The 25567-nt window shown below is 71.3% G+C and carries 24 protein-coding genes and 1 pseudogene; 14 read left to right on the forward strand and 11 right to left on the reverse strand.

Annotated features, from left to right (window positions below):
- Window positions 1-16: 16 nt before the first annotated feature.
- Entirely contained in the window at window positions 17-403 is a 387-nt protein-coding gene (locus tag ABZY12_RS06665) for a VOC family protein (protein ID WP_356887835.1), read from the forward strand.
- Window positions 404-427: 24 nt separating this feature from the next.
- On the opposite strand, the gene ABZY12_RS06670 is transcribed toward ABZY12_RS06665, so the two are convergent.
- Complete coding sequence (locus ABZY12_RS06670) at window positions 428-2212, reverse strand: FAD-dependent oxidoreductase (protein ID WP_356887837.1); 1785 nt, start codon at window positions 2210-2212, stop codon at window positions 428-430.
- A 141-nt stretch (window positions 2213-2353) separates the two neighbouring features.
- Between ABZY12_RS06670 and ABZY12_RS06675 the strand changes: the two genes are divergently transcribed.
- Window positions 2354-2806, forward strand: a complete 453-nt coding sequence (locus ABZY12_RS06675; protein ID WP_356887839.1) for a YchJ family protein — start codon at window positions 2354-2356, stop codon at window positions 2804-2806.
- 76 nt (window positions 2807-2882) lie between these two features.
- Here the strand turns inward: ABZY12_RS06675 and ABZY12_RS06680 are convergent, their stop codons facing one another.
- Together ABZY12_RS06680 and ABZY12_RS06685 are read right to left on the reverse strand one after the other, a co-directional pair.
- A complete protein-coding gene (locus tag ABZY12_RS06680) occupies window positions 2883-4970 on the reverse strand; it encodes an MDR family MFS transporter (RefSeq protein WP_356887841.1) in 2088 nt (695 codons plus the stop codon).
- A 107-nt stretch (window positions 4971-5077) separates the two neighbouring features.
- A complete protein-coding gene (locus tag ABZY12_RS06685; RefSeq protein WP_356888131.1) occupies window positions 5078-5329 on the reverse strand; it encodes a hypothetical protein in 252 nt (83 codons plus the stop codon).
- Window positions 5330-5915: 586 nt separating this feature from the next.
- Here ABZY12_RS06685 and ABZY12_RS06690 point away from each other — a divergent pair.
- The 3 genes from ABZY12_RS06690 (at window position 5916) to ABZY12_RS06700 (ending at window position 9750) form a co-directional block, all read left to right on the forward strand.
- Complete coding sequence (locus ABZY12_RS06690) at window positions 5916-6554, forward strand: DUF5819 family protein (RefSeq protein WP_356887843.1); 639 nt, start codon at window positions 5916-5918, stop codon at window positions 6552-6554.
- Window positions 6551-7723 carry an HTTM domain-containing protein gene (locus ABZY12_RS06695; protein ID WP_356887845.1) on the forward strand — a complete coding sequence of 391 codons (1173 nt, stop codon included), beginning with the start codon at window positions 6551-6553 and terminating at the stop codon, window positions 7721-7723. The genes ABZY12_RS06690 and ABZY12_RS06695 overlap by 4 nt, the downstream gene beginning before the upstream one ends.
- Window positions 7724-7860: 137 nt before the next feature.
- A complete protein-coding gene (locus ABZY12_RS06700; RefSeq protein WP_356887847.1) occupies window positions 7861-9750 on the forward strand; it encodes an AMP-dependent synthetase/ligase in 1890 nt (629 codons plus the stop codon).
- Here ABZY12_RS06700 and ABZY12_RS06705 read toward each other — a convergent pair.
- Window positions 9741-10811: an ATP-dependent DNA ligase gene (locus ABZY12_RS06705; protein WP_356887849.1), complete on the reverse strand. Its 1071-nt coding sequence runs from the start codon at window positions 10809-10811 to the stop codon at window positions 9741-9743. The genes ABZY12_RS06700 and ABZY12_RS06705 overlap by 10 nt on opposite strands.
- Window positions 10812-10863: 52 nt before the next feature.
- Between ABZY12_RS06705 and ligD the strand changes: the two genes are divergently transcribed.
- The 4 genes from ligD to ABZY12_RS06725 all read left to right on the forward strand — a co-directional run bounded on the left by ligD (window position 10864) and on the right by ABZY12_RS06725 (window position 14771).
- The gene (gene ligD / locus ABZY12_RS06710) at window positions 10864-11886 is read left to right on the forward strand and encodes a non-homologous end-joining DNA ligase (RefSeq protein ID WP_356887851.1); all 1023 of its coding nucleotides are present in this window, start codon (window positions 10864-10866) and stop codon (window positions 11884-11886) included.
- Between the two features lie 218 nt (window positions 11887-12104).
- The gene (locus ABZY12_RS06715) at window positions 12105-12860 is read left to right on the forward strand and encodes a class I SAM-dependent methyltransferase (RefSeq protein WP_356887853.1); all 756 of its coding nucleotides are present in this window, start codon (window positions 12105-12107) and stop codon (window positions 12858-12860) included.
- Window positions 12861-13061: 201 nt separating this feature from the next.
- The gene (locus ABZY12_RS06720; RefSeq protein WP_356888133.1) at window positions 13062-13277 is read left to right on the forward strand and encodes a WhiB family transcriptional regulator; all 216 of its coding nucleotides are present in this window, start codon (window positions 13062-13064) and stop codon (window positions 13275-13277) included.
- Between the two features lie 162 nt (window positions 13278-13439).
- Complete coding sequence (locus ABZY12_RS06725) at window positions 13440-14771, forward strand: SDR family oxidoreductase (RefSeq protein ID WP_356887855.1); 1332 nt, start codon at window positions 13440-13442, stop codon at window positions 14769-14771.
- Between the two features lie 13 nt (window positions 14772-14784).
- Here ABZY12_RS06725 and ABZY12_RS06730 read toward each other — a convergent pair whose 3' ends face one another.
- From ABZY12_RS06730 to ABZY12_RS06740, 3 genes are all read right to left on the reverse strand, one after another.
- Complete coding sequence (locus ABZY12_RS06730; protein ID WP_356887857.1) at window positions 14785-15759, reverse strand: acyl-ACP desaturase; 975 nt, start codon at window positions 15757-15759, stop codon at window positions 14785-14787.
- A gap of 329 nt (window positions 15760-16088) precedes the next feature.
- Window positions 16089-17738, reverse strand: a complete 1650-nt coding sequence (locus ABZY12_RS06735) for an ABC-F family ATP-binding cassette domain-containing protein (RefSeq protein WP_356887859.1) — start codon at window positions 17736-17738, stop codon at window positions 16089-16091.
- A 241-nt stretch (window positions 17739-17979) separates the two neighbouring features.
- A complete protein-coding gene (locus ABZY12_RS06740) occupies window positions 17980-18396 on the reverse strand; it encodes an SsgA family sporulation/cell division regulator (protein WP_356887861.1) in 417 nt (138 codons plus the stop codon).
- A gap of 180 nt (window positions 18397-18576) precedes the next feature.
- On the opposite strand from ABZY12_RS06740, the gene ABZY12_RS06745 reads away from it, so the two are divergent.
- The gene (locus tag ABZY12_RS06745; protein WP_356887863.1) at window positions 18577-19653 is read left to right on the forward strand and encodes an oxidoreductase; all 1077 of its coding nucleotides are present in this window, start codon (window positions 18577-18579) and stop codon (window positions 19651-19653) included.
- Window positions 19654-19657: 4 nt separating this feature from the next.
- Here ABZY12_RS06745 and ABZY12_RS06750 read toward each other — a convergent pair whose 3' ends face one another.
- Window positions 19658-19957: a YciI family protein gene (locus ABZY12_RS06750; RefSeq protein ID WP_356887865.1), complete on the reverse strand. Its 300-nt coding sequence runs from the start codon at window positions 19955-19957 to the stop codon at window positions 19658-19660.
- A gap of 85 nt (window positions 19958-20042) precedes the next feature.
- Here ABZY12_RS06750 and ABZY12_RS06755 point away from each other — a divergent pair, with 85 nt between their 5' ends.
- The 4 genes and pseudogenes from ABZY12_RS06755 to ABZY12_RS06770 all read left to right on the forward strand — a co-directional run.
- A complete protein-coding gene (locus ABZY12_RS06755; RefSeq protein ID WP_356887867.1) occupies window positions 20043-20741 on the forward strand; it encodes an endonuclease V in 699 nt (232 codons plus the stop codon).
- Window positions 20742-20888: 147 nt separating this feature from the next.
- Complete coding sequence (locus ABZY12_RS06760; protein WP_356887869.1) at window positions 20889-21026, forward strand: hypothetical protein; 138 nt, start codon at window positions 20889-20891, stop codon at window positions 21024-21026.
- Window positions 21023-21415 carry a VOC family protein gene (locus tag ABZY12_RS06765; RefSeq protein ID WP_356887871.1) on the forward strand — a complete coding sequence of 131 codons (393 nt, stop codon included), beginning with the start codon at window positions 21023-21025 and terminating at the stop codon, window positions 21413-21415. The genes ABZY12_RS06760 and ABZY12_RS06765 overlap by 4 nt, the downstream gene beginning before the upstream one ends.
- Window positions 21416-21491: 76 nt before the next feature.
- A pseudogene (locus ABZY12_RS06770) lies at window positions 21492-21713 on the forward strand (transposase); the annotation flags it as partial.
- Between the two features lie 508 nt (window positions 21714-22221).
- On the opposite strand, the gene ABZY12_RS06775 reads toward ABZY12_RS06770, so the two are convergent.
- The 3 genes from ABZY12_RS06775 to ABZY12_RS06785 all read right to left on the reverse strand — a co-directional run bounded on the left by ABZY12_RS06775 (window position 22222) and on the right by ABZY12_RS06785 (window position 25459).
- Window positions 22222-23040: a DUF2637 domain-containing protein gene (locus ABZY12_RS06775; protein ID WP_356887873.1), complete on the reverse strand. Its 819-nt coding sequence runs from the start codon at window positions 23038-23040 to the stop codon at window positions 22222-22224.
- Window positions 23033-23326, reverse strand: coding sequence for a hypothetical protein (locus ABZY12_RS06780; protein ID WP_356887875.1), 294 nt, complete (start codon window positions 23324-23326; stop codon window positions 23033-23035). The genes ABZY12_RS06775 and ABZY12_RS06780 overlap by 8 nt, the downstream gene beginning before the upstream one ends.
- Before the next feature lie 927 nt (window positions 23327-24253).
- Window positions 24254-25459, reverse strand: coding sequence for a saccharopine dehydrogenase NADP-binding domain-containing protein (locus ABZY12_RS06785; protein ID WP_356887877.1), 1206 nt, complete (start codon window positions 25457-25459; stop codon window positions 24254-24256).
- Between the last annotated feature and the right edge of the window lie 108 nt (window positions 25460-25567).

A 25567-nucleotide genomic window follows, 5' to 3' on the forward strand; every position in this document is an offset into this window, starting at 1 on the left:
GTCGTACGCTACTCGGATGCATGTACTGAGCAGCAGGATTCTGCTCCGGCCGGCCGATCCCGAGCGGTCCCGGCGCTTCTACGGCGAGACCCTCGGGCTCGCGGTGTACCGCGAGTTCGGCACCGGACCGGAGCGCGGGACCGTCTACTTCCTGGGCGGCGGGTTCCTGGAGGTGTCCGGGCGGGCCGCCGCCGCGACGGACCCGCCGGAGTTGCGGCTCTGGATGCAGGTGGCCGATGTGCGGGCGGTGCGCGAAGAGCTGCGGGGCAAGGATGTGGAGGTGCTCCGGGAGCCGGTGACCGAGCCCTGGGGCCTGGTCGAGATGTGGATCGCGGACCCCGACGGGGTCCGGATCGCCGTCGTCGAGGTGCCCGAGGAGCATCCGCTGCGCTACCGCCCGTGAGGCGCCCGCATGGCCTTCGGAGGTTCAGCCCACGTCGAGCGCGTTGCGCAGGCCGAGCCGGTAACGCAGCCGGTCGTGCCGCTTGAGCCCCTCCAGCTCCGGGGCGCGGAAGAGCGGTGTGACCGTGCAGCGGGCGACGGAGGAGTGCGCACGGTCGAGCAGGGCGTTCACGGCCTGGCGAGCGGAGGCGTTGGCGCCCTCCATGGTGGCCAGGTCGATGTCGACGGCCACGTAGTCGCCGGCCAGGTAGAAGTTCGGGATCCTCGTGGCGGCCCGCGGGCGGTTGTGGAAGGTGCCGACCGGGTGGATGAGGAGCTGGTCGTCGTTGGTCGGGTTCGGCGTGCCGAGGCCGTCCACACCCGGGTCGAGGAACCAGGAGTGCAGGGCGCTGTCCTTCAACACCGTACGGCCGGTGTCGTTGAACGCGGCCTTCAGCTGCGCCCACACCTCCCGGGCGACCTCCGTGCGGGTGCACTGCTTGGCGGTCCTGCCGTAGAGGATGCCGGGCCGGTCCCACTCCGAGATGTCCACCGAGAGACAGTCGACGACCGCCCCGTCGCCGTAGTCGGCCGGGAAGTCACGCGACGGCCAGTGACCCGCCTGCTGGATGGAGGTGAGGGACCAGGGCGAGTCGATGAGGTTGGCGTGTCCGGCGAGCAGCGGGGCGCGCTCGGTCAGATAGAACTGAATGCCCGTCATCCAGTCGGTCGCCAGCCGGTCGCACCGCGCCAGCTGCGGATCCGCCGCCCGCAGCGCGGCGCCCCAGGTCCGACGGGCGTGTTCCACCGGCATCGCGGAGATGTAGTGGTCGGCGGTCACCGACCGCCGGACCCCCCGCGGGTCCTCGACCACCGCGGCGCCGATCCGGCCCGCCCCTGAGTCGTAAGCCATCTCGCGTACGGTCCAGCCGACGCGGAACTCCACGCCCAGGCGGGTCAGATGGGCCACCCACGGGTCGATCCAGGCTTCGTTGGTGGGCAGGTCGAGGATCCGGTCCAGGGGCCCGTCGGCGCCGCGCCCCAGAGCGTTGAAGGCGAAGGCCTCCAGGAGCGTGGCGACCGTGCGGGTGCTGGCCTCCTCGGCCTTGGTCGCCACGATGTTGCGGGTGAGACCGACGGCCAGGATGCGCTGGTAGTCGTAGCTCATCCGCTCGGCCCGCAGGAAGTCCCACCAGGGGGTCCGCTCCCACGTCTCGTCACGGCGCTCGTCACAGCTGGTGAGGAAGACGAGGAAGCGGTTGACGAAGTACGCGCTCTCGTGGAGCGGGATGGAGACGGCGGTCTCCATGAGGGCGGTCAGGGCGCGGCTGATCTCGTCGAGCGTGAGCTCGGCGGGCCGGTGGCCCGGCCAGGGAAGGGGGATGCGCAGGTCCTCGCGGCCGGTGCGGGCGAACGCCATCTCGGCCGGGGCGACGAGGTTGTCCCAGACGCCGTTGGGGTTCCCGGGGAAGGGGATGCGCCGCATCGTGTCCGGGAGGTTGTGGTAGATGCCGGGGATGAAGCGGAAGCCGTGTTCGGCGGGGAGCGGCCGCCGCCCACCGCGTGCGCTGTCGGGCACGTCCATGGAGCGGGCCTTGCCGCCCAGCGCCCGGCGCTCGTAGACGGTGACACGGAAGCCGCGTTCGGCCAGTTCATGGGCGGCGGTGAGACCCGCGACCCCGCCGCCGAGGACGGCGACGGACGCGGGCGACGTCCCGCCGGTCGACGCTCGCGCCTCGCCCGCCGCCGGTACGGCTCCGAAGGCGACCGCGCTCGTGACGGCGGCGGCGCCCGCCACGAAGGTCCGACGTGAACTCGACGCACGCTCCATGCCCCAACCCCTTTACCGGTGGTAACCCTCAGGTCCGGCGCAGGAGCATACGGGCGCCCATCGGCGCCCGGAAGCATCGTGCGGGCCCCTTCGCACACATGGCGCGATCCCGTCCCCCGGCGCCCGGGACACAATGGGCCCATGTCCCGACGCAACACCCGCCCCAAGAAGCCCGTCGCGAAGCCCGCCGCGCCGTCCGTGACCGGGGACTCGCCCTGCCCGTGCGGCCTCGCCGCCTCCTACGGCGAGTGCTGCGGACGCTTCCACGCCGGCACCGCCGCGGCCCCCACCGCCGAACTCCTCATGCGCTCCCGCTACAGCGCCTTCGTCGTCCGCGACGAGCCGTATCTGCTGCGTACCTGGGCGCCGGCGACACGGCCGGGCGAGGTCGACTTCGATCCGTCGATGCGCTGGACGGGGCTGGAGATCCGGGACACGACGGACGGCAGCGCGTTCCACCAGGCCGGGACCGTCACGTTCGTCGCCCGCTACACCCACGGCGGCGCCCCCGGCTCCCTCCACGAGCGCAGTCGCTTCGCCCGCCATGAGGGCGCCTGGGTGTACGTGGACGGCGACTTCATCGACGGGGACTGACTGCCCTGCGGTCTGACCGGACCGGGCGGAACGCGACGCGCCACCGGTCCGGGCGGAACGCGGCCCACCCCCCCGCTCAGCGCGCCGTGGCGCCCACCGGCTCACGTCGGCCCGACGGCAGGCCGTTCGCCAGGTCCTCCGCGATGAGCTTCTTGGCGATCGCGTCCGTCGCCGCCCGCAGCTCGGGTCCGCTCGGGCGGCCCCGCTCCCGCTCGATCCGGTCGCTCAGCCAGTCCGACCAGGCGCGCGTGATGATGTCGGCCTCCCGTTTGCCGGCCGGCGTGTGGGAGAGCAGATTGCCGTCCCGGGTGAGGAACCCTTCCTCCACCATCCGGTCGAACACCGGAAGCAGTACCTCCGGCGGCACCCGGCGCCCCGCCGCGATCAGGCCGAGACTCGCGTGTCCGACCAGCCGGGTGAAGAGCTCGACCTGCATCACGGCCCACGCGCCCGCCGGGTCGAGCCGGGTGTCGGAGCCGGCGACGATCCGGCGCGCGGTGTCCAGATCGGCCTGCCGCATGATCCGGCCGATGGAGAGTTCGAGCAGCTTCGCCGAGTCGCCCGCCGTGGTGGGGGAGCCGAAGCCCTCGCCCATGTCGGGTGCCGAGGCCCGGGCCGTGTCCCGGAGCGTCACCTGTTTGAGGAACAGGGCCACGACGAAGCCGATGACGGCGACGGGCACCGTCCAGAGGAACACCGTGTGAAGGGTGTCCGCGTACGCCTGGACGATCGGCGCCGCCGTGTCGTCCGGCAGCCCGTGGAGCCCGGACGGGCTCTCGGCGGCCCGCGCGATCACGGACGGATCCTGGGTGCCGGAGACCGCGGCCGCCGAACCCACCCCCTCCGTGAGGTTCGGCCGCAGCGCGTTCGTGTAGATCGTGCCGAAGACGGCCGTGCCGAAGGAGCTGCCGAGAGTACGGAAGAAGGTGACGCCCGAGGTGGCGGTGCCGAGGTCGGCGTACTCGACGGTGTTCTGCACGGCGATGGTGAGCACCTGCATGCACAGACCGATGCCGGCACCGAGCACGAACATGTACAGCGACTCCAGCCAGGTGCTGGTGTCCGTCCCCATGAGGGAGAGCAGGTAGAGGCCGAGACCCATCACCGCGCAGCCGAGGATCGGGAAGATCCGGTAGCTGCCGGTCTTGCTGACCACGTTGCCGCTGAAGATCGAGGCGATGAGCAGGCCGACGACCATGGGGAGGGTGCGGATGCCGGAGACGGTGGCCGAGTCCCCGTCGACGTACTGCAGATAGGACGGCAGGAAGGTCATCGCGCCGAGCATGGCGAAGCCGACGACGAAGCTGAGCACGGAGCAGACGGTGAAGACCGGATTGGCGAACAGCCGCATGGGCAGCATCGGTTCGGCCGCCCGGGTCTCCACCCGGCAGAACAGCGCGAGGGCGATCAGACCGCCGGCGAAGAGCCCGATGATGACCCCCGAACCCCAGGCGTACTCGTTGCCGCCCCAACTGGTCGCGAGAATCAGGGCGCTGGAGCCGGCGGCGACCAGCGCGATGCCGGCGTAGTCGATGACCGGGCGGCTCACGGAGCGTACGGAGGGGATGGTGCGGGCGGCGGCGATGACGACCAGGATCGCGATCGGGACGTTGACGTAGAACGCCCAGCGCCAGCTCAGATGGTCGGTGAAGAGTCCGCCGAGCAGGGGGCCGATGACGGTGGAGACGCCGAAGACGGCGCCGATGGCGCCCTGGTACTTTCCACGGTCGCGCAGCGGGATCACATCGGCGATCAGCGCCATCGAGGTGACCATCAGCCCGCCGGCGCCGATGCCCTGCAGTCCGCGCCAGACGATCAGCAGCGTCATGTTGGTGGCGAGTCCGCAGAGGAACGAACCGGTGATGAAGACGATCGCGGAGATCTGGAAGATCACCTTGCGGCCGAAAAGATCCCCGAACTTGCCGACGAGGACGGTGGCCACCGTCTCCGCCAGCAGATAGGCGGTGACCACCCACGACATGTGGGCGGCGCCGCCCAGGTCCGAGACGATGGTCGGCAGGGCCGTGCCCACGATCGTCTGGTCGAGCGCGGCCAGGAGCACGCCCAGCATGATCGTCCCGAAGACGATGTTGCGGCGACGGCTGTCGAGCACGGGCGGCTCGGCGGCCGGGGGCGCGGGCGCGGCTTCGCTGAGGGTCGTCACCCTGGCAGCCTCACACCGGGCGGTTCACCGCGCATGCGGGGGACGGCCGAACCGGTACGGCGTCCGGCCGCGGCCGCACGTCGACGAGCGAGGCCCCAGTCGTCCGGTCACATCGGGCGGACCGGCAGCAGGGGGTGATGCTTCGCAAGGATCTTGTTGGCTCGGGCCAGCGTGGCCAGGGCGTGCTCGCGGTCCGCGTGGTCCTCCGCGCACAGCGGCCCGCGGAACCGGTACACCTCGCGAGCCGCGCTGTCGGCGTCGACTTCCGCCTGCAGGACGTGCAGGGGCAGGCAGGAACCGATCATCGCGGCCACGCGGTCGGGGATCGGAACGGGAACGAGGCGCGAGGGCGAGGTGATCACGGGTCAGTCCTTGTGGGTCCGTTGTGGAGGCGGGGTCTCCTTACATACGTACCGGATGAGGATGCGGTTTCGCCGACGGGGATGTCTCCACGGTGCAACGGTCTCGGGGCCGTTCGGCACGGCGTACGGATCGGTCGGGCCCTCGCGCGCCCGACGGGCCGGCGGCGGGCGCGGGACGTTCCCGCAGGTGCGTGGCGCGCTGGCCGATCTTCCTGGCGAACCGGTGATCCGGATCGCTCGGCAGTCCACCGAACGAAGAGCCGAGATTCCGCTTCCGGCGGTGGGCCGGCGGTCGCCGAATGTGAAGCATCTCACCCCTCCGCGCAGCTGTTCGGCGGGTGGGGAGGCGCCGGAACGCACCCGAGCGCTCACGTAGCATGCTGGCGAACGAGAAGGTCGAGGACGCGCGGTCGCAGCAGGCCGCGCTCCGCGTCCGGCAGGGGGGCCTGGTCGGGTTCGGTTCGTACGCGGGCCCGGCCACAGGAGTTCGAGAGCGGAGCCGGAGCCGGCCTTCGACGAGGCCGCCCACCGCCGGAACGCGGAGCAGCGGGCGTCCGTCGGGAAGGGAAGCTGAGGAATCCGCATGGAGCCAGCAGCGGAGTCGCGCTGGGCACGCCTCTTGGTCGAGGCGGCGGCGGTCGTCGTCGTCGGCGCCGTCCTCGTCCATCTGGGGATGGTCTTCTTCCACGTGGCGCCCGAGAACGCGGTGAGCAAGCAGTACGGCCGGACGATCCACGGCTATGTGGGACCGGAGTTGTCTCAGAGCTGGCGGGTGTTCGCGCCGGACCCGGGGGACCGCAACACCCGGATCCTGGCCCGCGCGCGGACCGGCTCCGCCGACGGCACGGCACGCACCACCCCGTGGGTCGACCTCACCGCCCTCGACCTCGCCGAGCTGCGCGGCAGCCTCCTGCCCACCGTGACCATGGACCAGATCCGGCAGGGCTGGCGGGACTACAGCCGCTACCACGACGACTCCGGCCGGCCGATCGGAGCCGAGGGCGTCCTGTACGAGCGCTTCCTCAAGCGTCTCGCCCTCGGGCCGCTGAGCCGGCACACCGCGGGCGACGTACCCGACCACATCCAGTTCCGTACCGTCACCACCACCGTCACGCCGCCTCGGTGGGCGGCCAAGCCCGTCCCCGCCGCCCCCACGAGCCAGGAGCACCCCTGGATCCGGGTGACCCGCGAAGACCTCACGGGAGAGGCGGGCGCACGATGAGCGACACCACCGCGCGGCGCTGGTACGAGCGGGCCGCGGCCACCTCGTACGCCCCCTACCAGACCGCCGTCCTGCGCATCGGCCTCGCGGCGGTCTGGCTCGTCTACCTGCTGCGGCACTGGCCCGACCGGGCGGCGATCTACGGCCCCGACGCGGCCTGGAGCCGCGCGATGGCCGAGCGCGGCGTCCCGCCCGAGAAGGGCTTCTCGGCTCTGCTGTGGTGGGAGGGCCAGGCGTACTTCGAGGTGTTCTACCTCCTCGCCGTCGCCGCCGCGGTCGCTCTCCTCCTCGGCTGGCGCACTCGTGCGAGTTCCGTCGTCTTCGTGCTGTGCATGCTGTCCTTCCAGCACCGCAACGACTACGTCACCACCGCCGGGGACCGGCTTCTGCACATCCTCGCGCTCTATCTGCTCTTCACCCGCTGCGCCCAGGTCTGGTCGCTCGACGCGCGCCGCGCGTCGCGGCGCGGAGCCGGGGACCGCGATACGCCGGGGGTCCTGCTCTGGGCGCTGCTCGGTGCCCTGCTCGCCCCGCTCGCGCTCGCCGGACTGTTCTCGGCGGGCTGGATCGCGCTGCTGGGCGGGCTCTGGGTCGTCCAGGGCGTCTGGTGGTGGGCCGGTCGCGCACGGGGTGGGGACGGCGCCGCCCGTCAGGTCTGCGACCGGATCGCCCACCTGGTGCACAACGGGGCCCTGTTCGTCATCGGGGCGCAGATCTGTCTCGTGTACGCGAGCGCCGGCTGGTACAAGATCCAGGGAACCACCTGGCAGAACGGCTCCGCCGTCTACTACGCCACCCATCTGGAGTTCCTGACGCCCTGGCCCGCCCTCAGCCACGCGCTGAGCGGCAACGCGCTGCTCTCGCTGGTGATGACCTACGGAACCGTCGCGATCCAGGTCGCGTTCCCGTTCGCCCTGATGCGGCGCAAGGTGAAGAACGTCCTGCTCGTGCTGATGATCGGCGAGCACATCGGCATCTGGGTGCTGATGGGTCTGCCGTACTTCTCGATGGTGATGATCGCCGCCGACGCGGTGTTCGCCCCGACCGTCCTGCTGCTGTGGCTGGACCGGCGCTGCGGATCCCTGTGGGACCGGGTGCGCCCGGGCCGCAAGGCCGAGGGGGAGACCGCGATCCCGGAACAGGCCGGCGCGCCCGCCCCCGTCCCGTAGCGCGCTCCCGGCGGGCCGGGGGGGCGAGATGAACGCGTCCGGACGGTTGAATTCTTGTTACGCCCTAGTAAGTTGACTCCGAAGTCAGTCCGGAGATCCAGGCAACTCCCCGCCGCACCCCGCGAACAGGAGTCCCGATGGGCGTACGCAAGGATCTGAAGCAGGCCAGGAAGCGCAGCGATCTCGCCGACCGGTTCCCGGTCGAGCTGGTCCGGGACGAGAACGGTGTCGTTCGGGAGGCGCGCACGCCCCTCTCCTCCGCGGCGGTGCCGGCCGGCACCCCCGCCGACATCCCTTTCGACCATGCCGCGGAGGATCCCGGCGCCGTCGTCATGCGCCGTCGGCGCCACGGGGACTGGCGGCCCGTCACCGCCGCGGCGAAGGGGCTCGTCGCCGCCGGACTCGAACCCGGGGGCCGGGTGGCGCTGATGGCGCGCACCAGCTACGAGTGGGCCGTACTCGACTTCGCCGTCTGGGCGGCCGGCGGACAGACCGTCCCCGTCTACGCGACCTCCGCACCCGAACAGATCGCGTGGATCCTGCGGGACTCCGGGGCCCGCCACGTCGTCACCGAGAGCCACGCACACACCGCCGCGGTCCTGGAAGCGGCCCGCACGCTGCCCGAACCGCCCCGCGTCTGGGAGACCGACTCCGGCGGCCTGGCCGAACTCGCCTCCCTCGGCAGCGGGACGCCGGACGAGGTGGTGAACCAGCGCCGCTCCGCCCTCACCCCGGACACCATCGCCACCCTCTGCTACACCTCCGGCACCACCGGCCGTCCGAAGGGCTGCGTCCTCACCCACGGCAACCTCCACGCCGAGGCGTCCGCGACCGTCGAGCTGCTGCATCCGGTCTTCACGGAGGTCACCGGGCAGACCGCCTCGACCCTCCTCTTCCTCCCGCTCGCGCACATCCTCGGCCGGGCCCTCCAGATCGCCTGCCTCATGGCGCGGATCGAACTCGGCCACTTCCCCAGCATCGACCCCCGGGAACTGCGGCCGGAGCTGCGCCGGTTCAGGCCGACCTTCCTCGTCGGCGTGCCCTATCTCTTCGAGAAGATCCATGACACCGGCCGCGCCACCGCCGAGAAACTCGGCCGCGGCGCCTCCTTCGACCGCGCCGACTCCGTCGCCGTACGCTTCGGGCAGGCGGCGATCGACCACTTCCTCGGCAACGGCCGTCGCCCCGGGCCCGGCCTCACCGCCGCCTGGGCCCTGTACGACCTGCTCGTCTACCGCCGTGTCCGCAAGGAGCTCGGCGGCAGGCTGCGGTACGCCATCAGCGGCGGCTCCCCTCTCGACCGTCGCCTCAGTCTCTTCTTCTACGCCGCCGGCATCCTCGTCTACGAGGGCTACGGCCTGACCGAGACCACCGCCGCCGCCACCGTCACGCCGCCCCTGAGGCCCCGGCCCGGGACCGTCGGCCGGCCCGTCCCCGGCACGGCCGTACGCATCGCCGACGACGGCGAGGTGCTGATCAAGGGCCCCATCGTCTTCACCGCGTACTGGAACAACCCCTCCGCCACCGAAGAGGTGCTGCGGGACGGCTGGTTCGCCACCGGCGACCTCGGCGCCCTCGACGACGACGGCTATCTCGTCATCACCGGCCGCAAGAAGGACATCATCGTCACCTCCGGCGGCAAGAACGTCTCCCCGGCCGTCCTGGAGGACCGACTGCGCAGTCGCCCGCCCGTCGGTCAGTGCCTCGTCATCGGCGACAACCGCCACTACGTCGCGGCGCTCGTCACCCTCGAACCCGAGGCCGTACGGCACTGGCTGGCCGTCCGCAAACGGCCCCTGGACACCCCGGTGGCGGAGCTCCGCGACGATCCGGAGCTGATCGCCGACGTCCAGAAGGCCGTCGACCACGCCAACCGGGCCGTCTCCCAGGCCGAGTCGATCCGCCGGTTCCGTATCGTGCCGGGCGAGTTCACCGAGGAGAACGGGATGCTGACCCCGTCCCTCAAGGTCAAGCGGCACGCCGTGACGGCCGCCTACGCGGCGGAGATCGAGGCGCTCTACGGCTGAACCGGTGCGAACACCTCGGAGAGGTCGTACGAGACCGGCTCCTCCAGCTGCGCGTACCCGCAGGACTCCGGCGTACGGTCAGGCCGCCACCGCTTGAACTGAGCCGTGTGGCGGAACCGGTCGCCCTCCATGTGGTCGTACCCGACCTCGCAGACCAGCTCCGGCCGCAGCGCCACCCAGGACAGGTCCTTCTTTCCCGACCAGCGGCTCGGCGCCCCCGGGAGCCGGGCCCCGGCGTGCGCGGACTCGTCCGTCCACATCGCCCACGGGTGGCCGTCGGGCGGGTCCATCCGCAGCGGTTCCAGCTCCGTGACCAGTTCCTCGCGCCGCCGGGCGGTGAAGGCCGCGCAGACACCGACGTGCTGGAGGACGCCGAGGTCGTCGTAGAGACCGAGCAGCAGCGAGCCGACGACCGGACCGCTCTTGTGGAGGCGGTAGCCGGCCACCACCACATCGGCCGTCCGCTCGTGCTTGATCTTGTACATCAGACGGGCGTCCGGCCGGTACGGCAGATCCAGGGGCTTGGCGATCACCCCGTCGAGGCCCGCCCCTTCGTACTGCTCGAACCAGCGCGCCGCCAGCTCCGGATCCGTGGTCGCCGGAGCCAGGTGGACCGGTGGCTCCACCCCGCCCAGTGCCTCCTCGAGGGCGGCCCGACGCTCGGTCAGCGGGGTGTCGAGCAGGGATTCGTCCCCGAGGGCGAGCAGATCGAACGCGACGAACCGCGCGGGGGTCTTCACGGCCAGCATCCGCACCCGCGAGTCGGCGGGGTGGATGCGTTCGGTGAGGCGGTCGAAGTCGAGGCGCCCGGCATGCTCGATCACGATCTCCCCGTCGACCACGCACCGCTCCGGCAGCCGGGGCGGCAGCGCCTCGACCAGCTCGGGGAAGTAGCGGGTCAGCGGTTTGCCCGTACGGCTGCCGATGACCAGCTCCGGGCCGTCGCGGTGCACGATGGCGCGGAAGCCGTCCCACTTGGCCTCGTACTGCATGCCGGGCGGAATCTTCTTCACCGACTTGGCCAGCATCGGTTTCACGGGCGGCATCACCGGCAGATCCATGGGTCGATTGTCCGGTATGCGGGGAATGTCGGCGAGCTCTACGCTGACACGCATGGCAGGCAAGGCGGCAGCGGTGGAACTGGAAGTCGGCGAGCGGACCGTACGCGTGTCCAATCCGGACAAGGTGTACTTCCCCGAGCGCGGCTACACCAAGCTCGACATGGTCACCTACTACCTGGCCGTCGGCGAGGGCATCACCCGCGCGCTGCGGAACCGCCCCACCACCCTGGAGCGCTACCCCGACGGCGTGACCGGCGAGTCCTTCTTCCAGAAACGGGCCCCCAAATACCTCCCCGACTGGATCCCCACCGCGCACATCACCTTCCCCAGCGGACGGTCGGCCGACGAGATGTGTCCGACCGAACCCGCCGCCGTCCTGTGGGCCGCCAACCTCGGAGCCGTCACCTTCCATCCCTGGCCGGTGCGGCGCGACGACACCGACCACCCCGACGAGCTGCGCATCGACCTCGACCCGCAGCCCGGCACCGACTACGCCGACGCCGTGCGCGCCGCCCACGAACTGCGCGCCGTCCTCGACGAGGCGGGACTGCGCGGCTGGCCCAAGACCTCCGGCGGGCGCGGCCTCCACGTCTTCGTACCGATCGAACCCCGCTGGACCTTCACCCAGGTGCGCCGGGCGGCGATCGCCTGCGGCCGGGAGCTGGAGCGCCGGATGCCGGAGCACGTGACCATCAAGTGGTGGAAGGAGGAGCGCGGCGAGAAGATCTTCGTCGACTACAACCAGACCGCCCGCGACCGCACCATCGCCTCCGCCTACTCGGTGCGGCCCCGGCCGCACGCCCCGGTCTCCGCGCCGCTGCGCTGGGACGAGGTCGACGACGCGGTGCCGGAGGACTTCGACATCATCTCCATGCCGGCCCGGTACGCGGAGGCCGGCGACGTCCACGCGGACATGGACGACCGCCGGTTCAGCCTGGAGTCCCTGCTCGACCTGGCCCGGCGAGACGAGGCCGACCACGGCCTGGGCGACCTGCCGTACCCGCCGGAGTACCCCAAGATGCCGGGGGAGCCGAAGCGCGTGCAGCCCAGCCGGGCGAAGAAGGCGACGGAGTGAGAAACCCGCTCCGGAGCGGTCCGGAACGGCGCCGTGGCGGCCCTCGGCGGGGGCGCCCGAAACCGCGTGCACTCGGCCGAAGGCGGCCGCCACGGCACCGGCCCGCGGGCCCGCCACAGCCCGCGCACGCCCCGCCCGTACGTCGGCGAACCCGCCACTGAACTGGGCTTTCACCGTGATCGGTTCTACCGTTTCCCCATCGTGAAAGGGGGGTCCGGATGGACCGGAACATACGCACGGTCGACGATGTACTGAAGCTCCTGGACGGCCTGTTCGCACCGGAGGCGGACCGCTGGACGGCCGGCGCGGCGGGCTGGTGGGACGGCTTCTACGACGACCGCTCCAAGGCGGTCCCGTTCTTCGTCGCCAAGCCCGACGAGAACCTCGTCTCGTATCTCGACCGCGGCCTGATCGCTCCCGGCGGCCGCGCCCTCGACCTGGGTTGCGGCCCCGGCCGCAACGCCCTCCACCTGGCCTCCCTCGGCTTCAGGGTGGACGCCGTCGATCTCTCCCCGCAGGCCATCGCCTGGGCCGAGGAGCGCGCCCGCGAGGCGGGCGCCGACATACGGTTCCACCAGGGCGACGCCTTCGAGCTCGCCGCGACCGGCCTGGCCGGACCGTACGACGTGATCCACGACTCCGGCTGCTTCCACCACCTGCCGCCCCACCGACGCGTCAGCTACCTCGACCTGCTCGACCGACTCCTCGCCCCCGGCGGCCATCTCGCCCTGACCTGTTTCGCGGCCGGCGAGAACGGCATGGGCTCGGAGATCTCCGACGCCGACCTCTACCGCCAGGCCGCGCTCCACGGCGGCCTCGCCTACACCCCGGAGTCCCTGCGCCGGATCTTCTCCGATCTGACGGAGGTCGAACTGCGCCGCATGAACGACGAGCCGCCCGAGTCCCCGTACTTCGGCGAGGCGTTCCTGTGGACGGCCCTGTTCCGCCGGGACACCGCCGACGCCGGCCGCTGATGCCCAGGACCTCCCGGGAGGTCCTGGGCTCCACCTGCGGGAGGCTGAAATGTTCTGGCACGCACATCGGTGCGCCGCATTGAGCGAACGTTGATGGACCGTTTACAGCCGCGGGGCAGCGTGTCCACCATGCAGACCGACACCACCGTACGGACCGTTCCGACCGTTCCGACCGCTCCGGCCGTCCCCGCCGACCTTGACATGTCCTGGCAGGAGAACGCCCTGTGCGCCCAGGCCGGCCCCGAGTTCTTCTTCCCGGCCCCCGGCTCCTCGACGCGCGAGGCGAAGCAGCTGTGCGGCGCGTGCGAGGGCCGGGTGGCGTGCCTGGAGTACGCCCTGGCGCACGACGAGCGGTTCGGCGTGTGGGGCGGGCTCTCGGAGAAGGAACGTTTCCGGCTGAAGCACGGGCGGGGCTGAAGCGCCCGGACCGGAGCACGGGCGGGGCTGAAGCGCCCAGAGCCGAAGCACGGGCGGGGCTGACACGCCCGGCCGAAGTGCCTCGCGCGCCCGCTCACCGCCGGTAGGCGGGCCGATATCCGGATGCCGGCGCGCCCCTTCCCGCACTACGATCACGCGATCATGGAGCCCCACCAGACGCCCGTCACCGACGAGGAGTTGGCCGCCTTCGGCCGCACCATCGGCAGGCTGCGCACGCTGCCCCTCGGAGATCCCGCCCGTATGCGCGGCGAGGAGATGGCCGCGACCTTCGCCCGCGAGAGCCGCAACAAGCGCCGTAAGGCCCACAAGGCCGAGCGGTCCGCCGCCGACGCCGCGCTCAGCGCGCGTACCGCGACCGGGGCGCTCGACCGGCGGGAGGACGCGCCCCTGGACACCGCGACGACGACCGGCGGCTCCCCGGGCCTTTTCCTCAGGGCCCGCCACTGCTACGTCTGCAAATCGCCCTATCGACAGGCCGACCCGTTCTACCACCGGCTCTGCCCGCCCTGCGCCGCCGACAACACCGCCCGCCGCGCTCTCTCCACCGACCTCACGGGACGGCGCGCACTGCTCACCGGCGGCCGGGTGAAGATCGGCTTCCAGCTCGCCCTGATGATGCTGCGCGACGGTGCCGAGCTGCTCGTCACCAGTCGTTTCCCCCATGACACCCTGCGCCGCTTCCGCGCCGCCGAGGGCAGCGAGCGGTGGCTGGAGCGGCTCACCGTGGTCGCCATCGATCTGCGCGACCCCCGCCAGGTCCTCGGCCTGTGCGAGCGGCTGCTCACCGACGGGCGGCCGCTCGACATACTCGTCAACAACGCCGCCCAGACGATACGGCGGCCCCCGGAGTCGTACGCCCTGCTCGCCGCCGGCGAGCGGGCGGCGCTGCCACCGGGGGTCATCCCCGCACCGGGTTACGAGACGGCCGAGCGCGTACCGGTCCTGGTCGGCCTGGAGCCGGACGAGGCCGGGCTGCTGCCCGACCTCTCCGTGGCCAACTCGTGGTCCGTACGGCTCGGCGACCTCGACGCGGCCGAGCTGCTCGAGACCCAGCTCGTCAACGCCGTCGCGCCGACGCTGCTGTGCGACCGGCTGCTGCCGCTGCTCCTCGCGTCCCCGCGTCCGCACCGGTACGTCGTGAACGTGTCGGCCGTCGAAGGCCGGTTCGCGGTACGCAACAAGACGGGCGGGCACCCCCACACCAACATGGCGAAGGCCGCTCTCAACATGCTCACCCGGACCAGCGCCGCCGAGCTCGCCGAGCGGGGCGTGCACATGTGCAGCGTGGACACGGGCTGGATCACGGACGAGAACCCGGCGCCGCGCAAGGCGCGGATCGCCGCCGCCGGCACCCGTACCCCGCTCGACGTCGTGGACGGCGCGGCGCGGATCTACGACCCGATCGTGCGCGGCGAGGCGGGGGAGCCGGTCTCGGGGGTGTTCCTCAAGGACTACGCCGTGGCGGACTGGTGATGCCGTACGCGGCTCAGCCCGCCGCGCGCGCCGCCATCCGGGCCTTGCGGGCGGCGAGCTTCTCGTCGAACTTGCTGGCCTCGCTGTCGAGGCCGTTCATGTAGAGCCCCAGCTCCTCCTGGGCCTTCAGGCCCTCGGGGCCGAGGCCGTCGATCTGAAGGACCTTGAGGAAGCGGAGCACCGGCTGCAGGACGTCGTCGTGGTGGATGCGCATGTTGTAGATCTCGCCGATCGCCATCTGCGCGGCCGCCCGCTCGAAGCCCGGCATGCCGTGTCCGGGCATCCGGAAGTTGACGACGACGTCCCGCACGGCCTGCATGGTGAGGTCCGGGGCGAGCTCGAAGGCCGCGCCCAGGAGGTTGCGGTAGAAGACCATGTGCAGGTTCTCGTCGGTGGCGATCCGGGCCAGCATCCGGTCGCAGACCGGGTCACCGGACTGGTGGCCGGTGTTGCGATGCGAGATGCGGGTCGCGAGCTCCTGGAAGGCGACGTACGCGACCGAGTGCAGCATCGAGTGACGGTTGTCCGACTCGAAGCCCTCGCTCATGTGCGCCATCCGGAACTGCTCCAGCTTGTCCGGGTCGACCGCGCGCGAGGCCAGCAGATAGTCGCGCATCACGATGCCGTGGCGGCCCTCCTCGGCGGTCCAGCGGTGCACCCAGGTGCCCCAGGCGCCGTCGCGGCCGAAGAGGCTGGCGATCTCGTGGTGGTAGCTGGGCAGGTTGTCCTCGGTGAGCAGGTTGACGACGAGGGCGATCTTGCCGATGTCGGTGACCTTGGACTGGGACGGGTCCCAGGCCTCGCCGTCCTCGAAGAAGCCGGGGAAGTTCCGGGCGTCGGACCACGGGACGTACTCGTGCGGCATCCAGTCCTTGGTGACCTTGAGGTGCCGGTTGAGCTCCTTCTCCACGACCTCTTCCAGCGCGTACAGCAAGCGGGCGTCGCTCCACCCGGTCGAGCTGCCGAGGTGGGGAGAGGTGAGCGTCACGGGGACTCCAGAGAGACGGGGAAGGGGGACGGAAATACCTACGCACTCGTAGGTTACGAAACCGTAGGTTAAGGCTCCGTAAGGCGCTGGGCCAAGCCCGTCTCCGCGATGTCCGGTTACGTTCTGTTATGTGCGCAGCTCACGGGGCTCGCCGGGAGGTCAGTCCGGGTGCGATCGACGACGAATCGGCTGGAATGCGTATTTACGGCGCGCGCGGCGATGGCCGCGGACTCGTCCCCGTCCTCATCCCCGCCGGCACCGAGCCCGGGGCCTCGCCCGCCCCGGTAGGTCCTGTCCGGCGGATCAGGGCCGGACAGGACCTGGACGTCTCACCGGAGAGCGTCCTGCGGCAGCCCCTCCCGTACGGCCTCGGCCGTCGTCGGACGCAGGTCGCCGTCGAGCAGCAGCCAGCGGGTGATGCCGAGCGACTCCAGGAACGCCACGTCATGGCTGGCCACGATCAGTGCCCCCTCGTACGCCTCCAGCGCGGCCGTCAGCTTCCGGACGGACGCCATGTCCAGGTTGTTCGTCGGCTCGTCCAGCATCAGCAGCTGCGGGGCCGGCTCGGCGAGCAGCAGCGCCGCGAGCGTCGCGCGGAACCGCTCTCCGCCCGACAGCGTGCCGGCCGGCTGATCAGCCCGTGCCCCTTTGAAGAGGAACCGGGCGAGCCGGGCTCTGATCGCGTTCACCGATGCCGTGGGCGCGAACCGGGCCACGTTCTCCACCACGCTCAACGCGTCGTCCAGGACGTCGAGTCGTTGCGGCAGGAACCGCAGCGGCACCCGCGCCACCGCCTCGCCCGACACCGGCGGAATCTCCCCGGCGATCGTCCGCAGCAGCGTCGTCTTGCCGGAGCCGTTCCGGCCGACGAGAGCGATCCGCTCCGGCCCGCGCAGCTCGAACCAGCCGGCCACCCGCGCCCCGTGACGCAGCTTCACGTCGCGCAGTTCGAGCACATCGCGGCCCGGGTGGACCGTGGTGCGAGGAAGCTCGATCCTGATCTCGTCGTCGTCCCGTACCGCCTCGACCGCCGCGTCGAGCCGCTCCCGCGCCGCGTCGAGCCGTTCGGCGTGCAGGGCGCGGTGCTTGCCGGCCGAGACCTGCGCCTCGCTCTTGCGGTTGTTCGCGACGATCTTCGGCACCACCTTGTTCCGCTCGCTCTTCTGCGCGTATCGCTTGCGCCGTGCCAACTTCATGTGGGCGTCGGACAGTTCGCGCTTCTGCCGCTGCACATCGGCCTCGGCGACGCGCACCATCCGTTCCGCCGCCTCCTGTTCGGCCGCGAGCGCCTGCTCGTAGGCGGAGTACGCGCCTCCGTACCAGGAGACCTCGCCGTCGCGCAGATCGGCGATCTGGTCGACCCGCTCCAGGAGTTCACGGTCGTGGCTGACCACGACCAGCACTCCGGACCAGGCGTCCACCGCCGCGTACAGCCGCCGGCGCGCGGACAGATCGAGGTTGTTGGTCGGCTCGTCGAGCAGCAGGACGTCCGGCCGCGCCAGCAGCAGCGCCGCCAACCTGAGCAGCACGGACTCGCCGCCCGACACCTCGCCGATGGTGCGGTCCAGGCCGATGTGACCCAGGCCGAGCTGGTCGAGCGCGGCGAGTGCCCGCTCCTCAACGTCCCAGTCGTCGCCGACCGCCGCGAAGTGCTCCTCGGCGGGATCGCCTGACTCGATGGCGTGCAGCGCGGTACGGGCCCGGGCGATGCCGAGGGCCTCGTCGACCCGCAGCGCGGTGTCCAGGACCAGGTTTTGCGGCAGATACCCGACGTCGCCGACCGTGCGGACGGTCCCCTCGGTGGGGGTCAGCTCGCCGGCGATCAGTTTCAGGAGCGTGGACTTGCCGGAGCCGTTCAGACCGATCAGACCGGTCCTGCCGGGCCCGACCGCGAGCCGGAAGTCGTCGAGGACCTCCGTGCCGTCCGGCCAGGAGAAGGAGAGCGAGGAGCAGGTGATGAACGTGGGATGGGTCGCCATGGGGGCCTCCCGGTTGCGTGAGCGTGGGCTGGGGCAACGGGTGAGACACCGAGGGCGCGGACAGGGAGCAAGGCTCGTACGCCGAGGTCGAAGACGGCACACGCGGCACAACGGGCGCGCGCGGCACGGTGTCTCGAAACCTCAGACGAGCAACGGCCTTCTCCGATCGGGCGACAACAGGGCCAGGAAAGGACGGTACGCCCGCCGCCGAGCGGGCAACAACCGATTTACGCCCGCGGGCCTACGAGTACTCCTCCAGGAGCGCCGCCAGCTCCTCGTCCCAATCCAGGTACTGGTGCTCGCGCCCGGCCGGCACGAGATGCTGCGAGCGCTCCAGGAAACGCCGCAGTTCGCAGGTGCGGACATGGACCACGGCCACGCCCTCGGGCGCGTGGAACTCCACGACGGTGCGGTCGTAGCCGTACGGACGCACACGGACGTCCCCGTCCCCCGCCGGCGCGTCGACGCCCCGCGCCAGCAGTTCGCGCGCGAACGCCCACGACACCTCCACGCCCTCCAGCGTCGCGGGCGGCGGGAAGGCCATGCTCACCGCGAAGGGGTCCTCGCGGTCGTAGCGCAGTGTGGCGGGGACGGTTTCCATCCGCGGAGCGGATGCGACCAGGCGGGCCTGGACGGCCTGCTCGATGACGGTGGACAAGGCCAGCTCCTGTCGCGCGGCTTCGGTTCCTGACGTCTCCCTGACTCTAGGGAAGACGAAGGATCGGGCGGGAACGTGCACTGCCGGGTGACGTGAGCTGTGTCACCGCCCCCGCGGGAGCCCCCGGCACCCCGGAGGCGCTCTGGACGGGATCTTCGAGGTGGGCTAGCTTCCGGCGCCATGACGTCCATGGGGAAGACGAGACGAATGATTTCGGTGGGGCTGACCGGGGCGGCGCTCGCCATGGCCCTGGCGTCCCCGGCGCAGGCCGGGGAGACCCCCGCGGCCGGCTGGCACCTCACACCGACCGGCACGGACGCCCGATTCCGCGGGCTCGCGGCGGTGGACCGGAAGGTCGCCTGGGCCGCCGGCTCGAAGGGAACGGTGCTGCGCACCGGCGACGGCGGCCGCACCTGGCGGGACGTGTCTCCGCCGGGGGCCGGGGGGCTGGAGTTCCGCGACGTCGAGGCGTTCGACGCCCGCAGAGCGGTGGTCCTGGCGATCGGCGAGGGGGAGGCGTCACGGGTCTTCCGCACGGAGGACGGCGGGGTGAGCTGGACCGAGTCCTTCCGCAACACCGACCCGCGCGCCTTCTACGACTGCATGACCTTCTTCGACCACCGGCACGGACTCGCGATGAGCGACCCTGTCGACGGGAAGTACCGCATCCTGTCGACACGCGACGGCGGCCGCTCCTGGACGGTGCTCCCGGACGAGGGGATGCCGGCGGCGCTGCCCGGCGAGGCGGGGTTCGCGGCGAGCGGCCAGTGCCTGGTCTCGTCCGGGCCCAGGGACGTGTGGCTGGCGACGGGCGGCGGGGCCGCGGCGCGCGTGCTGCACTCCGCCGACCGCGGGCTGACCTGGACCGTCGCCGAATCGACGATCCCGGCGGGGGATCCGGCGCGGGGCGTCTTCGGGCTCGCGTTCCGTGACCGTACCCACGGTCTCGCGGTCGGCGGCGACTACCGCAAGGACCAGCCGTCCCCGCGGGCGGCCGCGGTGACCGGCGACGCCGGTCGCACCTGGCGTCAGGCCGCCGCACCCCCGCCCGCCTACCGCTCGGGCGTCGCCTGGCTCCCGCACAGCAGGTCCGCCGCGCTCGCCGTCGGCCCGACCGGCACGGACCTGACGACGGACGGCGGCCGCACCTGGCGGACGATCGACACCGGCTCGTACGACACGGTCGACTGCACCCGGGACGGCTCCTGCTGGGCCTCCGGTGAGAAGGGCCGCATCGCACGCCTGGGCCGCGCCTAGACCCTTAGGACGGCAACCGCTCCCGGTACGGGGCGAGCGCGTCGGACGTCTTGGTCGCGTAGAACTCCGTGATCCGGTACGCGCACACGCCCTCGACGCTGAAGGGGTCGGCCGCCGCGATCTTCTCGATCTCGGAGCGGTCGGCCCCGGTGGCGAGAATGACGCCCCCGTCGCGCGGGTTCTTCCGCCCCGAGGCGATGAACACCCCGGCGGCGTACTGCGCGTCGAGCCACGCGATGTGCGCCTCCATCAGCGCGTCGACCCGCTCGACGGGCGCGGTGTAGGTCAATTCCAGTACGAACATGATCGCCAGGCTACCCGGGGGACGTCGGCGGGCGGGAAAACCGCTCGCCTGCCGGACGGAGGGGCGCCGTAGGGTGGCCGTCATCATGAGGATCATCGACATTCCCGCGGGGTGGCCCGCCGACGAGGCCGACGCGCGTGAGCTCCAACGGGAGCTGCGGCAGCGGCTCGTGCTCGACGAGCCGGGCCCGCCGCCCGGCACCGGCCATGTCACGGGGCTCGACGTGGCGTACGACGACGAGCGGGACCTCGTCGCCGCCGCGGCCGTCGTGCTCGACGCGCGGACGCGGGAGGTGGTGGAGGAGGCCACGGCGGTGGGCCGGGTCTCCTTCCCCTACGTTCCGGGACTTCTCGCCTTCCGCGAGATCCCGACCGTGCTCGCCGCGCTGGACGGGCTGCGGACCGACCCGGGGATGCTCGTGTGCGACGGCTACGGCCTCGCCCACCCCCGCCGCTTCGGCCTCGCGAGCCACCTGGGAGTCCTCACCGGACGGCCCTCCATCGGCGTCGCCAAGAACCCCTTCACCTTCACCTACGAGCAACCGGGCTCCGGACGCGGCGACTTCAGCCCCCTCCTCGCCGACGACGAGGAGGTCGGCCGCGCGCTGCGCACCCAGGCCGGTGTGAAGCCCGTGTTCGTCTCCGTCGGCCACCGGGTGTCGCTGGACACCGCCTGCGCCCACACCCTCCACCTCAGCCCCCGCTACCGCATCCCCGAGACGACCCGCCACGCCGACTCCCTCTGCCGTCGGGCGCTGAAGGAAGCGCTCGGCACCGCGCCGTGACCGAGCTGGTCCTGACGTGTCCGGACGCCCCGCCCCGGACGGGCCGCTCCACGACGGCCGCCGGGTGCTCGCATGGCAGCGGATCCTGGACGACCTGAGTACGAGTACGGATGGCGGGTCGCGATCTTGGGGGGCAGAGTGGCGCGCATGACAACCCCCGCTCCCACCGGGCTCCGCCCCGTCGAACGCGGCATGATCGCGGTCCTCTGTGTCGCCGCGGCCGCCGCCGTCGCCTTCCTCTGCGTCGCGTTCCTCATGGCCGTCGTCCTGGTGAGCACGTCGTGATCGGCTCCCTGCAGTGCGTCGTCCTCGACTGCCCCGACGTCATGGAACTGGCCACCTTCTACCAGGGGCTGCTCGGCGGAGAGATCAACCGCCCGGACCCCCAGTGGGCCGTCAACGACGCGTGGGCCACCCTGCACGACGCCTCCGGCGCGCCGGTCCTCGCCTTTCAGGGGGTGGCGGACCACCGGCCGCCCGTCTGGGGCGCGCCCGAGCAGCAGTTCCACCTCGACGTACGCGTCGAGGACCTGGAGGCCGCCCACCACGCGGTCCTCGCCCTGGGCGCGTGGCAGCTCGACGACGGCGGTGCCGACCGCGCCTGGCGCATCTACGCGGACCCGGCCGGCCACCCCTTCTGTCTCGTACGCCACTCCGCGCGCCAGCTGTATTGATCACGAGCGTTGTCGACACTCGTGGACGATGGCCAGGGGCAAGCTCCACTGGTCCTCGACGAGCTCGGGGCTCGTGGACCACTCCCACCCGCGGCGATGGTTACGCGAGCGCGGCGTTACCCACCGCATCGCCGGCAAGGGCGTCGAATCATCGCAGCGGTCGGGTCGCTACCGCTGGACCATCGAACGCGCCATGGCCTGGCTCGCCGACTGCCACCGACTCCACCGACGCTGCGAACGCGAAGCCGACCAGTTCCTCGCCTTCACCGGCATCGCCCGCACCCTCATTTGCCACCGCGGGGGAGATGAGGGTGCAGGGTTGCCGGTCGTTGGTGTCGCTGCGTGGCGGAGCCAGGCTGGCGCAACGAACGAGGCGTGCGTTGGCTTCGAGCACGTGAATCAGATGCTGGCGGCGCCGCAACTCTCGTGTGTCGTGTCGCGGCATGCCTGTCCGGGCGGACGAGGTGAATGTGGTCACCAGCGAGCATGCCGAGACGCATGCCAGGAGAAGCCACAGGGACACATTCATTGGGGTAAGGCTCCTTTCAAGTGGGGGCATACGGAGGCTTGCCCCAGGCGGATAAGACGACTTTTCAGTAGCCGTCATCCGACCGGGTGACGGGTCTTGCGTGGTGGATCTTGAAATTGGGAGACTTCCCACGTGAGCGAGGCGACGCCTCTCCTTACAGCGGGCCGCGCGTTCCGGGGGATTCTGCTGGCAGGAGGTACGTCCTCTTCATCGGACGTCTTCATCACGGGTATGCGCATGAGGCGTTTCATCAGGGGCGCGGGCGCGGACGGGGGCGTCATGGGCGGCGATCGCCGGCTGGGGGGGATGGGAGGGATGAGGAGACGCGGCGGCGGCGTCTCGGGTTGCGAGGGGGCTTGGTGAGGGTGATGAAGCGGACCAGCTGGTGAAAGCAAGCCAGTGACGCGGCGGTGGGCAGAGCGGCTGCTGCCACATCGGTACAACTCCAGTCGGCCTCCGCTACACAGAGCCACATCGCCATGAGCGAGAAGAACAGGACGACGAGCCAAGAGTTCGCGGCGCGGCGCTGATGAAAAGCGGCACGCAGAATGGACAGAGAAGCCACGACCCAAGGCCCGAAGATGAGATATGGCCACCACGCGACCATGCCGGCAGGTGCTCGGGGCTCAGCGATGCGCAGTAGAGGGCCGTATGCGATCGCACCGCTGAGAACGCTGACGACGCACACGAGGAAGACCCCGAGCGATGCGATGGAGAAGCTGACCACTCGCGCCCAACTCACCGGAGCGCGCCGAGTCTTGCGGTGGCCGGCCCCTGCGGAACGCACAGGTGGCAGGTCGGTCGCGAACTCGGCGAGGCTCTCCAGGCGTGTGCGGTCGCGTGCGTAATCGTCGTCGTCCGGCAAGAATGCCGAGGAGGGGACCTGTTCGGCCTGCATGGCCTCCTGGAGGAGGAAGGCGAGCTCTTCGGTCGGATCCCACCCGGTATCCGTCAGACGGTTCGACGAGTGCGGCCCGTGAAAGTTCCTCTGAGGGTCGGTCTCAATCTCAGCGGACCGAGCCCACGGCTGTTCCTCAACCCGATGGTAGAAGCCCGAACGTGGGTCCAGTGCTTCTTCGGCATGCCACTCACGCATGATGGTGAAGCACCGCTCTTCCTTGAGCCAGTTGCGGCAGGCCGGCATCCCTCCAGGCGCTGAGGAACTCCTGCTCAAGCTGGGCCATGGCTGCCACGAACTCCTCCAGAGTCGGGGCTGACCACGTCAGGGCGATCACTCCGTCGACTCCCTCGAGGCGCGCGTCGACGCCGTCGGCTGAGGAGGCGGGAAGGAACAAGAGGTCGCCTATGGCAACGGAGCCGTCCGCCCAGGAAGGCGCATTCACACGCCTGGAGATGAAGCTTTCAGGAAGTGCTGCTGTCATACCCGGCTAACGCCTGGCGGAATCTCCCCGATGCGCGGCATTCGGGTGACCGCGCGCCTCCATCCGGGGGACTCTCAGGAGTTTTATCGGTTCTGCAAATTCCTTCACGGCTAGCAGAACACGAACTGTGCGAGACAACCCCCGGCAATTCAGACAGTTCCGTCGACGGGCGGAACCTGCGGGTGAAGGGTGCGTCGTGGGCGCGGATAACGGCGACGGAATTGAGGGTGCCCGAGCAGCCCGGCACACCGGAGAAGCGTGGATCAGGTGAGTGCCTCCGGTTGAACCGACCCGGCTGCGACGTCCACGGGGCGGGGCTCTCCCACCAGGTGGAGCCGGCGCAAGGTGCTTTCCGTCTCGCGCTTGAGGTGTTCGGGAGAGACCAGGCGCTGCCACAGTGGGTCGGGGCGGCAGGGGACGGTGGCGCCTCGGGCGTCCCATTCCGCGGCGAGCTGCGTGTACAGGGGTGTGCCCTGGTCCGCGGCTTCTTCGATCTGGCCACGGGCGTGTGCCGGGCCAGGGGAAGGCCTTCGGCGCGCTTGTTCCGGGAGAGGGGATACCGCTCTGCGTTTGCCGCTGCCGGCCCGGGCGCCGCGGCTGGGGTCTGCCCAATGATGATCTGTCACGTTCGTCAGAACGATGCTTCCATCCGCTTGGACACCGTCACAGGGCTGTACGTGGCAGCTGTTGCCGTACGCGTCGGTCGGGCGGTCGGGACGGCCCGCACGACCGTTCCAGCCGCCCCCCGCACGACGCCGCGTCGGACCCCGGACGCGACCGAATCGCGAATAGGCGAACTGCGAACGGGTCCAACCGGCAACGCCTGGGCCTACCGCAAAGGCCTGGCCCGGAAGCACGCACTCGCCGAGTTCGGCCCGCCCGGGAAGCTCCCCCATCAGCCGTGTGAACAACGCCTGGGCGATACACCTAGCGCGCGTCGGCCACCCGGAAGCGGATCCCCGCAGCCCGCAACCGGTCGAGCAGCGCGTCGCCCATCGCGGCCGCCGTCGTGACCTGCCCGGACGTCTTCGGCAGCGCGTCGAAGGCCAGACAGAGCGCCGACTCCGCGAGCATCTTCGCCGTCTCGTCGTACCCCGGGTCACCGCCCGAGACCTCCGTGAACACCCTCCGGCCGCCACCCTCGCCGACGAACCGCACGGAGAACCAGCTCCGTGCCCGACGCTCCGCGCTCGGCCCCTGGCCGGCCTCATAACGGTCCATCAGCCACCGCCGTAGCGGGCCCAGTTGAGCCGCCGCCACGCCCGTACCGACCGCCGCCGCGCCGCCGATCGCCATCGGGAGCGTCTTGACCGAGGCGTAGTGCCGGTAGCGGAAGTCGGGGCCGTACCGTTCCAGCGCCGCCGCCGACCGCGCCACCACCTGCGGGTCGAGCGTCGGCAGCGGGAGCGCCCACGTGCCGGTCTCCTTGCTGAACCGTGGGCCGCCCAACGGCGCCCTCGCACGGCGACCCACCAACCGCGGTTCGTACAACCGCCGTTCGTGCGCGGCGCGCAGGATCTCCCGGCCCCGCCCCATCGCGGTGAGCGCCGACGCGAAGGTCCCGCCCGAGAAGACGGCCCCCGCCCGGACGAAGCCGTCGATCCTCAGCGGTACGTCCTTCGGCAACTGCTGGACCGTGAAGTACACGCCCAGATCGTGCGGCACGGAGTCGAAGCCGCACGCGTGGACTATCCGCGCCCCCGTCTCCCGGGCCCGCGCGTCGTGCCGTACGTACATCAGGTCGACGAACTCCGCCTCGCCGGTGAGGTCCACGTAATCCGTGCCCGCCTCCGCGCACGCGGCGACCAGCCCCTCGCCGTACCAGACGTAGGGGCCGACCGTGGTCGCCACCACCCGGCTTGACTCGGCGAGTTCGCGCAGCGCGACCGGGTCGGCCGAGTCCGCCACGATCAGCGGAAGCTCCGCGCACCGCGGCCACCGGGCCGCGAGCCGGTCCCGCAGCGCCGCCAGCTTGGCGTGGCCGCGCCCGGCGAGCGCCCACCGGCACCCGGCCGGAGCGCGTTCGGCCAGATACTCCGCGGTCAGTTCCCCCACGAACCCGGTCGCCCCGAAGAGGACGAGGTCGTACGGCCGTGCCGCCGCGTCCCGCCCCGTGCCGGCCCCAGTCTCCATCCAGCCCCTCCGCCCTCGCCCGCGCCGTCGTCCGGGCGCGTGTCGTCGGCGGAGCCTAGCGGAACTCCGCACCGGCACAATTTCCAAGCGCTTGCTCGGCCCGGGGTC

Origin of the sequence: Streptomyces sp. NPDC006551 (assembly GCF_040611675.1) — a bacterium.
In the GTDB taxonomy this organism is placed as follows: Bacteria; Actinomycetota; Actinomycetes; order Streptomycetales; family Streptomycetaceae; genus Streptomyces.

What these genes read in the sequence shown, in the direction of transcription:
- ABZY12_RS06735 (WP_356887859.1), bottom strand. Translation starts at nt 17,738, where the DNA reads ATGGCGACCCATCCCACGTTCATCACCTGCTCCTCGCTCTCCTTCTCC.
- ABZY12_RS06715 (WP_356887853.1), top strand. Translation starts at nt 12,105, where the DNA reads ATGGACCGGAACATACGCACGGTCGACGATGTACTGAAGCTCCTGGAC.
- ABZY12_RS06750 (WP_356887865.1), bottom strand. Translation starts at nt 19,957, where the DNA reads ATGTTCGTACTGGAATTGACCTACACCGCGCCCGTCGAGCGGGTCGAC.
- ABZY12_RS06670 (WP_356887837.1), bottom strand. Translation starts at nt 2,212, where the DNA reads ATGGAGCGTGCGTCGAGTTCACGTCGGACCTTCGTGGCGGGCGCCGCC.
- ligD (WP_356887851.1), top strand. Translation starts at nt 10,864, where the DNA reads ATGGCAGGCAAGGCGGCAGCGGTGGAACTGGAAGTCGGCGAGCGGACC.
- ABZY12_RS06700 (WP_356887847.1), top strand. Translation starts at nt 7,861, where the DNA reads ATGGGCGTACGCAAGGATCTGAAGCAGGCCAGGAAGCGCAGCGATCTC.
- ABZY12_RS06695 (WP_356887845.1), top strand. Translation starts at nt 6,551, where the DNA reads ATGAGCGACACCACCGCGCGGCGCTGGTACGAGCGGGCCGCGGCCACC.
- ABZY12_RS06705 (WP_356887849.1), bottom strand. Translation starts at nt 10,811, where the DNA reads ATGGATCTGCCGGTGATGCCGCCCGTGAAACCGATGCTGGCCAAGTCG.
- ABZY12_RS06720 (WP_356888133.1), top strand. Translation starts at nt 13,062, where the DNA reads ATGTCCTGGCAGGAGAACGCCCTGTGCGCCCAGGCCGGCCCCGAGTTC.
- ABZY12_RS06760 (WP_356887869.1), top strand. Translation starts at nt 20,889, where the DNA reads ATGACAACCCCCGCTCCCACCGGGCTCCGCCCCGTCGAACGCGGCATG.
- ABZY12_RS06755 (WP_356887867.1), top strand. Translation starts at nt 20,043, where the DNA reads ATGAGGATCATCGACATTCCCGCGGGGTGGCCCGCCGACGAGGCCGAC.
- ABZY12_RS06690 (WP_356887843.1), top strand. Translation starts at nt 5,916, where the DNA reads ATGGAGCCAGCAGCGGAGTCGCGCTGGGCACGCCTCTTGGTCGAGGCG.
- ABZY12_RS06745 (WP_356887863.1), top strand. Translation starts at nt 18,577, where the DNA reads ATGACGTCCATGGGGAAGACGAGACGAATGATTTCGGTGGGGCTGACC.
- ABZY12_RS06785 (WP_356887877.1), bottom strand. Translation starts at nt 25,459, where the DNA reads ATGGAGACTGGGGCCGGCACGGGGCGGGACGCGGCGGCACGGCCGTAC.
- ABZY12_RS06775 (WP_356887873.1), bottom strand. Translation starts at nt 23,040, where the DNA reads ATGCGTGAGTGGCATGCCGAAGAAGCACTGGACCCACGTTCGGGCTTC.
- ABZY12_RS06665 (WP_356887835.1), top strand. Translation starts at nt 17, where the DNA reads ATGCATGTACTGAGCAGCAGGATTCTGCTCCGGCCGGCCGATCCCGAG.
- ABZY12_RS06725 (WP_356887855.1), top strand. Translation starts at nt 13,440, where the DNA reads ATGGAGCCCCACCAGACGCCCGTCACCGACGAGGAGTTGGCCGCCTTC.
- ABZY12_RS06780 (WP_356887875.1), bottom strand. Translation starts at nt 23,326, where the DNA reads ATGACAGCAGCACTTCCTGAAAGCTTCATCTCCAGGCGTGTGAATGCG.
- ABZY12_RS06675 (WP_356887839.1), top strand. Translation starts at nt 2,354, where the DNA reads ATGTCCCGACGCAACACCCGCCCCAAGAAGCCCGTCGCGAAGCCCGCC.